This is a genomic window from Kitasatospora sp. MY 5-36 (genome assembly GCF_001182915.1).
Taxonomy (GTDB): Bacteria; Actinomycetota; Actinomycetes; order Streptomycetales; family Streptomycetaceae; genus Kitasatospora.
Genome location: NZ_LFVW01000133.1, coordinates 1 through 7,391, shown reverse-complemented (window position 1 = coordinate 7,391; position 7,391 = coordinate 1). Strand labels below are relative to the sequence as shown.

The following is a 7,391-nucleotide window of genomic DNA, read 5'->3' as shown; positions in this document are numbered from 1 at the left end:
CGGCGCGGCACGCCCGGGCCCGGCGGGGGCGCCGGGCTAGGGTCGGCCGAACCGCCGCGTGCCGGTCGCGCCGTTCCGACCGCTCCGCCCCAGCCGGTCCTTCTCAGCCCGGGAGAACGATGCCGAGGGTCCCCACGTTCCGCTCGCGGTGGGCGGGCGCCACCGCCGGACTGGCCGTGCTCGCCGCCGCCCTGGTGGGCTGCGGGGACGGTGGGAGCGGCGGCCCGGTCGCCCTGAACTGGTACAACTTCCCGGACGACTCGGGCGCCCTCCAGCAGGCCGCCGACCGCTGCGGGCAGCAGTCCGGCGGCCGCTACACGATCCGCTACAACAAGCTGCCGCGCGGCGCCGACGGCCAGCGCCAGCAGCTGGTGCGCCGGATGGCGGCGCACGACACCGGCGTGGACGTCCTCGGCCTGGACGTCACCTGGCCCACCGAGTTCGCCGAGGCCGGCTGGATCCGCGAGTGGACCGGGGCGATGCGCGAGCGGGCCACCGCCGACACCCTCGACGCGGCGGTGCGGACCGCGACCTGGCGGGACCGGCTGTACGCCGTGCCGTACAACTCCAACACCCAGCTGCTCTGGTACCGCGACGACCTGGTGCCGACCCCGCCCGCCACCTGGGCGGAGATGCTCTCCCAGGCCCGGGAGCTGGACCGCGAGGGCAAGCCGCACCTCGTGGAGATCCAGGGCGCCCAGTACGAGGGGCTGACGGTTTGGTTCAACACGCTGGTCACCAGCGCGGGCGGCTCGATCCTCACCCCCGACGCCCAGGGGCCCGCGCTCGGGGCGCCCGCCGTCACGGCCGCCGGGGTGATGCGCGACCTGGCGGCCTCGGTGGCCGCCGACCCCTCGCTGTCGAACCAGATGGAGGACCAGAACCGGCTCGCGATGGAGTCCGGCACGGCCGCCTTCGAACTCAACTACCCCTTCGTCTACCCCTCGATGAAGGCCAACCGGCCGGAGCTGTTCCCGCACTTCCGCTGGGCGCCGTACCCCGCGGTGAGCGCCGACCGCCCCGCCAGCGTCACCATCGGCGGGATCGACCTCGCGGTGGGCGCCTACAGCCGGCACCCCGACCTCGCCGCCGAGGCCACCCTCTGCCTGCGCGACCGCGACAACCAGCTCACCAACGCGCTGAAGGGCGGCCTCCCGCCCTCGCTGCGGAGCCTGTACGAGACGGCCGAGCTGACCGCCAGCTACCCGTTCGCCGCCGACGTGCTGGCCGCCCTCGACTCCGCCAGCGTGCGGCCGCAGACCCCGGCCTACCAGAACGTCTCCATCGCGATCTCGCACACCCTCTCCCCGCCCGCCGGCATCCACCCGGAGAAGGACGTGGCCGACCTCCGCGGGCAGATCCGGGACGCCCTCGGTTCGAAGGGGCTGATTCCGTGACACCGCCCGTTCCCGGGCCACCGCCCGCTCCCGGGTCACCGTCCGTTCCCGGGTCACCGCCCGCTGAGGCCGCTGCCGGGGCCGCCGCCGGGCCGGGACCGGCCGGGCCCTCGCGCGGCGCCCGCCAGGAGAGCCGGCTGGGCCTGCTGCTGTGCGCCCCCGCCGTGATCGTGATGCTCGCCGTCACGGCCTACCCGATCGGCTACGCCGTCTACCTGTCCCTGCAGCGCTACGACCTGCGCTTCCCGGCCCAGGCGCACTGGGTCGGGCTCGCCAACTACGGCGCGGTGCTGACCTCGCCGTTCTGGTGGCAGGCGCTCGGCGTCACGGTGCTGATCACCGCCGTGTCGGTGGCCGTCGAGCTGGTGCTCGGCCTGGCGCTCGCCCTGGTGATGCACCGTACGGTCTTCGGGCGGGGGACGGTGCGCACGGCGGTGCTGGTGCCGTACGGGATCGTCACCGTCGTCGCGGCCTACTCCTGGCAGTACGCGTGGACCCCGGGCACCGGCTACCTGGCCGCCCTGCTGCCGGAGGGCAGCGCCCCGCTGACGGAGCAGTGGCAGGCCGTCGGTCTGATCATCCTCGCGGAGGTGTGGAAGACCACCCCGTTCATGGCGCTGCTGCTGCTCGCGGGCCTGGCCCTCGTCCCGGACGAGACGGTCCGGGCGGCGATGGTGGACGGCGCGAGCTCCGGGCAGCGGCTGCGGCTGGTGATCCTGCCGCTGATGAAGCCCGCGATCCTGGTCGCGCTGCTCTTCCGGACCCTGGACGCCTTCCGGATCTTCGACAACATCTACGTGCTGACCAGCGGCTCCAACGGCACCGGCTCGGTGTCGATCCTCGGCTACGACAACCTCTTCACCGCGCTCAACCTGGGCATCGGCTCGGCGATCTCGGTGCTGATCTTCGTCTGCGTGGCGCTCATCGCGCTGGTCTTCGTCAAGCTGTTCGGCGCGGCCACGCCCGGCGCGGAACCGGAGCGGCGATGAGCGGCCGGCCCGCCCGGGCCCTGACCGGCTGGGGCATCGCCAACCTGGTGGTCGTGCTCTACGCGCTCTTCCCGGTGTGGTGGATCGTGGCGCTGTCCTTCAAGGACCCGAGCCCCCTCTCCGACGGCGCCTTCGTACCCCGCCGGTGGACCCTGGCCAACTACCGCGGCATCTTCCAGACCTCGGAGTTCACCCGCGCCCTGGTCAACTCGATCGGCATCGCGCTGATCGCCACCACCGTCGCCGTCGCGCTCGGCACCATGGCCGCGTACGCGGTGGCCCGGCTGCGCTTCCCCGGCAAGCGGCTGCTGATCGGCGTGTCCCTGCTGATCGCGATGTTCCCGCCGATCTCGCTCGTCTCGCCGCTGTTCGGCATCGAGCGGGCGCTGGGCCTGTTCGACACCTGGCCCGGGCTGATCATCCCGTACATGACCTTCTCGCTGCCGCTGGCGATCTACACGCTCTCGGCGTTCTTCCGGGAGATCCCCTGGGACCTGGAGAAGGCGGCCAAGGTGGACGGCGCCACGCCGTGGCAGGCGTTCCGGCTGGTCATCGCGCCGCTGGCGGCGCCGGGGGTGTTCACCACCGGCATCCTGGTCTTCATCTTCTGCTGGAACGACTTCCTGTTCGCCATCTCGCTGACCTCCACCACCTCGGCCCGGACGGTACCGGCCGCGATCGCCTTCTTCACCGGGAGCTCCCAGTTCGAGCAGCCGACCGGCTCGATCGCGGCGGCCGCGGTGATCATCACGATCCCGATCGTGCTCTTCGTGCTGCTGTTCCAGCGCCGCATCGTCGCCGGGCTCACCGCCGGCGCCGTCAAGGGCTGAGCCCGACATCGAGTCTTCCCAGGATGGGTTTCCCAGGAAGAGCCCGCCCCACCCGGCGGGCCAGGAAGGCGGACCGTGGCCGAGATCGTCCTCGACGGCATCACCAAGCGCTACCCCGACGGCGCCCTCGCCGTCCGCCACATCGACCTCACCATCGCCGACGGCGAGTTCGTGATCCTGGTCGGCCCCTCCGGCTGCGGCAAGTCCACCACGCTCAACATGATCGCCGGGCTGGAGGACATCACCGAGGGCACCCTGCGGATCGCCGGGGAGGTGGTCAACGACCGCGCCCCCAAGGACCGCGACATCGCCATGGTCTTCCAGAGCTACGCCCTCTACCCGCACATGAGCGTGCGCGACAACATGGGCTTCGCGCTGCGCCTGGCCAAGGTCGACAAGGCGACCATCGCCGCCAAGGTCGAGGAGGCCGCCCGCGTCCTGGACCTCACCCGGCACCTCGACCGCAAGCCCGCCCACCTCTCCGGGGGGCAGCGCCAGCGGGTCGCGATGGGCCGGGCGATCGTCCGCGACCCCAAGGTCTTCCTGATGGACGAGCCGCTGTCCAACCTGGACGCCAAGCTCCGGGTGCAGATGCGCACCCAGATCGCCGCCCTCCAGCGCCGCCTGGGCACCACCACCGTCTACGTCACCCACGACCAGGTCGAGGCGATGACGCTCGGCGACCGGGTGGTGGTGATGCGCTCCGGCGTCGTCCAGCAGGTCGGCTCGCCGCAGCAACTGTACGACGAGCCGGTGAACCTCTTCGTCGCCGGGTTCATCGGCTCGCCCGGCATGAACTTCCTCGGCGCCGCGCTGGAGCACGGCGCCCTGCGCACCTCGCTGGGCGACCTGCCGCTGGACGACCGCACCCGGCGCGCTCTGGAGGGCGCGGACGCGCCGCGCGAACTGGTCGTCGGCATCCGCCCCGAGGACTTCGAGGACGCCGCCCTGGTCGAGGGGCACGCCGGAGGGGTCACCGTCACCGTGACCGTCGAGGTCCGGGAGTCGGTCGGCTCGGACGTCTACGTCCACTTCGCGGAGGAGGGCGGACCGGCGGCGGCCCGGGGCCCCGGCGGCCTCGCCGGACTGGCGGAACTCGCCGAACTGGCCGAGCTGGCCGAACTCGCCGCCGACTCGGGCCGGGCCGACACCGGCATGCGGGAGCACCGGGTGGTCGCCCGGCTGAACCCCGCCACCCGGGCCGCCGAGGGCGGCCCGCTGGACCTGCGGGTGGACACGGCGCGCATCCACGTCTTCGACCCCCGCACCGGGGCCAACCTGACCCACCCGGAACGTTCGTAGCGTGGTACGGAAGGCCCAACCCCCGGCCGGCCCGCGGTGTGCCTGACCGTTGCCGTACCGGACCCGACTTACATTGCCCGGTTATGGGAGAAAATGTCGGAATCAGTCGCCGATCGGTGCTCAAGGCCGTCCCCGTAGCCGTCCTCGCGGCCGGCTCCGGCGGAATCCTCGCCCGGCCCGCGGCGGCGGCCGCCGCCTTCCCGCAGCCCGTCGTCCGGCGCGCCCGGTCGGCCTCCGGCGGGCCGGCGGCGGTGCTCGACCAGACACTCGACGTACGGTTCACGACGCTCTCCGTCCCGGGCTACGGGACGGTCACCACGCGCACCTACAACGGGACCATCCCCGGGCCGACCCTGCGGGCGCGCGCCGGGGACGTGCTGTGGCTGACCCAGGTCAACGGGCTGCCGCCGAACCCGGTCGAGCCGGCCGGCCCGGCCGGGATGTCTGGGATGCCCGGGATGTCAGGCCCGGCGCACCACGGCGGCCACAACCGGCCGCACCGCGTGAACACCTTCAACCTGCACACCCACGGCCTGCACGTCTCGCCGTCCGGGCGTTCCGACAACATCCTGCGGGAGTTCCCGCCGCGCACCGCCGACGAGGCCGCGGCCGGCGCCCCGGAGCCGCGGTACCTGACCACCGTCCAGATCCCAACCGACCATCCGGCCGGGACCTACTGGTACCACCCGCACGCGCACGGGGCCACCGCCGAACAGATCGCCGGAGGGATGGCCGGGGTCATCGTCATCGAGGGCGACGTCGACGAGGTGCCGCAGATCAAGGCCGCCGCCGACCTGGTCGTCTGCATCAACGAACTCCGGCTCAAGGGCGGCAGGGTCCCCGACTTCACCTCCGGCGACGCCCTGGCCGCCGTCCCGCCCACCTTCACCGTCAACGGCGAGGTCAACCCCGTCCTCGTGCTGCGCCCCGGCGAGGTCCAGCGCTGGCGCCTGGTCGCGGCGACCGCGTTCACCGCCCTCTCGCTCCAGGTCACCGGTGGGGAACGGAAGTTGACGCTGCATCAGATCGCCATGGACGGCGTGACCTTCCCCGCGCCGGTCGCCACCGAGGTGGTCCCGCTGGGTGTGGGCAACCGCGCCGACGTGCTGGTCCGGGGCGGCGAGGCCGGGACGTACGAACTGCGGGCCAAGGGCGTGCCCGTCCCGCTGATGACGATCGAGGTGGCGGGGGAGGCCGTCCAGCCGCCCATGGAGCTGCCGACCTCGCTGCCGCAGGGCATGCCGTTCCTCGACGAGAAGGACATCGCCAACCCCGGCGGCGACCGCAGGGTGGTCTTCCACGTCGACCCGAAGGTCTTCGCCCAGCCGTTCCCCAACGCCTACCGCGTCCTCGGCAGCCACCCGACCCCCGCGGCCGACCCCGGCGGCGACCTCACCCGCGACCCCGCCTACGGCCTGTTCGACCCCGAGTACGTCAACCACACCCTGGAACTCGGCGCCGTCGAACGGTGGACCATCCACACCGACGAGACCATGCCGACCTTCCACCACCCCTTCCACCTGCACACCAACCACGTCCTCGTCACCCACCGCAACGGGGAACGGCTCGACCCGCCGGTGTGGCAGGACACCGTCGACCTGACCGGCGGCAAGCCGGGCGACACCGTCACCCTCCTGGTCAAGTACGAGGACTTCACCGGCCGCACCGTTCTGCACTGCCACCAGCTGCAGCACGAGGACCTCGGGATGATGCAGCTGGTCGAGTACGTCCGGCCGCGACGGCCGGAGCCGGCCGGATGGCCGGGGTGGCCCCAGCAGCCCGGGTGGCCGGGGTGGCCTGGCCGGCCTCGTCCGCTCGATCACTGAGCGCTGCCGGGCGCCGGCGGCGGCGGTGCAGGAAAGCTCCTGGAACGTGCGTTCGGAACCGGATCCCGGGGTAGACCAGTCGTACAGCGGCCGTGCGATTCCGGCTGCTCCAGCACCTCGGGCGGTGCCGCCGGGGCCGGTGCCACCGGGGCCGCGCCCGCAGTGGCCGGGCACGGGTCCCGGGGGAGAAGTCCGTGACACGCCGCACGAGGTGCGGGCCGTACGTGGCGCCGGGCGCTCACCCCGGCGCCCAGGAGCGATCACGTGTCCGTCCACCTGGAAACAGCCGGCTGGGAAGCGGCCCCCTCGGGCCTGCCGCCCGACCTCCCGCGACGGCCCACGGCGGCCGAACTCCGCCGCATGGGGAAGTCCGAGGCGCGGGAGCTGAGCGACGCGCTGTTCGAGCGGCTGGCCGGGCTGGCCCGCGAGAGCCGCGCCTACAGCTACGTCCGCGGCACGATCATCGAGCTCAACATGCCGCTGGTGCGCTTCATCGCCGCCCGCTACCGGCACCGGGCCGAGGACATGGAGGACATCCTCCAGGTCGGCACGATCGGCCTGATCAAGGCCGTCGACGGCTACGACCCGCGGCGCGGCGTCGAGTTCGTCACCTACGCGATCCCCACCATCACCGGCGAGATCAAGCGGTTCTTCCGCGACACCTCCTGGCCGGTGCGCGTCCCGCGCAGCATGCAGGAGCTGTACCTGTCCGTCGCCCGCGACTCCGACCGCCTGGAGCAGGAGCTCGGCCGGCTGCCACGGCCCGAGGAGATCGCCGAGGACCTGCACCTCACCGTCGAACAGGCCACGGAGGGGCTGCTGGCGGGCCGGGTCTACCGCCCCAACTCCCTGGACGCGCTGCGCGACCAGGACACCGACGAGACCGGCAGCGCCCTGCTCGACCGGCTCGGCGGCTGCGACCCCGGCATCGAACTCGCCGACTTCCGCACCGCCGTCCGCCCGCTGCTGGCCCGGTTGCCCGAGCGTGAGCAGACCGTCCTCAAGCTGCGGTTCTGGGACGGGTGCACCCAGTCCCGGATAGCGGAC

General features: G+C 72.9%; 6 protein-coding genes. All 6 read left to right on the top strand.

The genetic code is table 11. The features are described 5' to 3' along the window. The first annotated feature begins 119 nt into the window (after positions 1-119). The gene (locus tag AE652_RS10380) at positions 120-1,397 is read left to right on the top strand and encodes an ABC transporter substrate-binding protein (protein ID WP_049650957.1); all 1,278 of its coding nucleotides are present in this window, start codon (positions 120-122) and stop codon (positions 1,395-1,397) included. 137 nt (positions 1,398-1,534) lie between these two features. Further along, positions 1,535-2,386, top strand: a complete 852-nt coding sequence (locus AE652_RS10375) for a carbohydrate ABC transporter permease (protein ID WP_234348332.1) — start codon at positions 1,535-1,537, stop codon at positions 2,384-2,386. Continuing rightward, on the top strand, positions 2,383-3,216 hold the full coding sequence (locus AE652_RS10370) for a carbohydrate ABC transporter permease (RefSeq protein ID WP_049650955.1): 834 nt from the start codon (positions 2,383-2,385) through the stop codon (positions 3,214-3,216). Before AE652_RS10375 ends, AE652_RS10370 begins: the two co-directional genes overlap by 4 nt. A 75-nt stretch (positions 3,217-3,291) precedes the next feature. Next, positions 3,292-4,518 carry an ABC transporter ATP-binding protein gene (locus AE652_RS10365; protein WP_049650954.1) on the top strand — a complete coding sequence of 409 codons (1,227 nt, stop codon included), beginning with the start codon at positions 3,292-3,294 and terminating at the stop codon, positions 4,516-4,518. A gap of 83 nt (positions 4,519-4,601) precedes the next feature. Next, positions 4,602-6,344 carry a multicopper oxidase family protein gene (locus AE652_RS10360; RefSeq protein WP_107086408.1) on the top strand — a complete coding sequence of 581 codons (1,743 nt, stop codon included), beginning with the start codon at positions 4,602-4,604 and terminating at the stop codon, positions 6,342-6,344. A 264-nt stretch (positions 6,345-6,608) separates the two neighbouring features. Next, on the top strand, positions 6,609-7,391 hold a 783-nt coding region (locus tag AE652_RS10355; RefSeq protein WP_053112030.1), incomplete at its 3' end, for a sigma-70 family RNA polymerase sigma factor.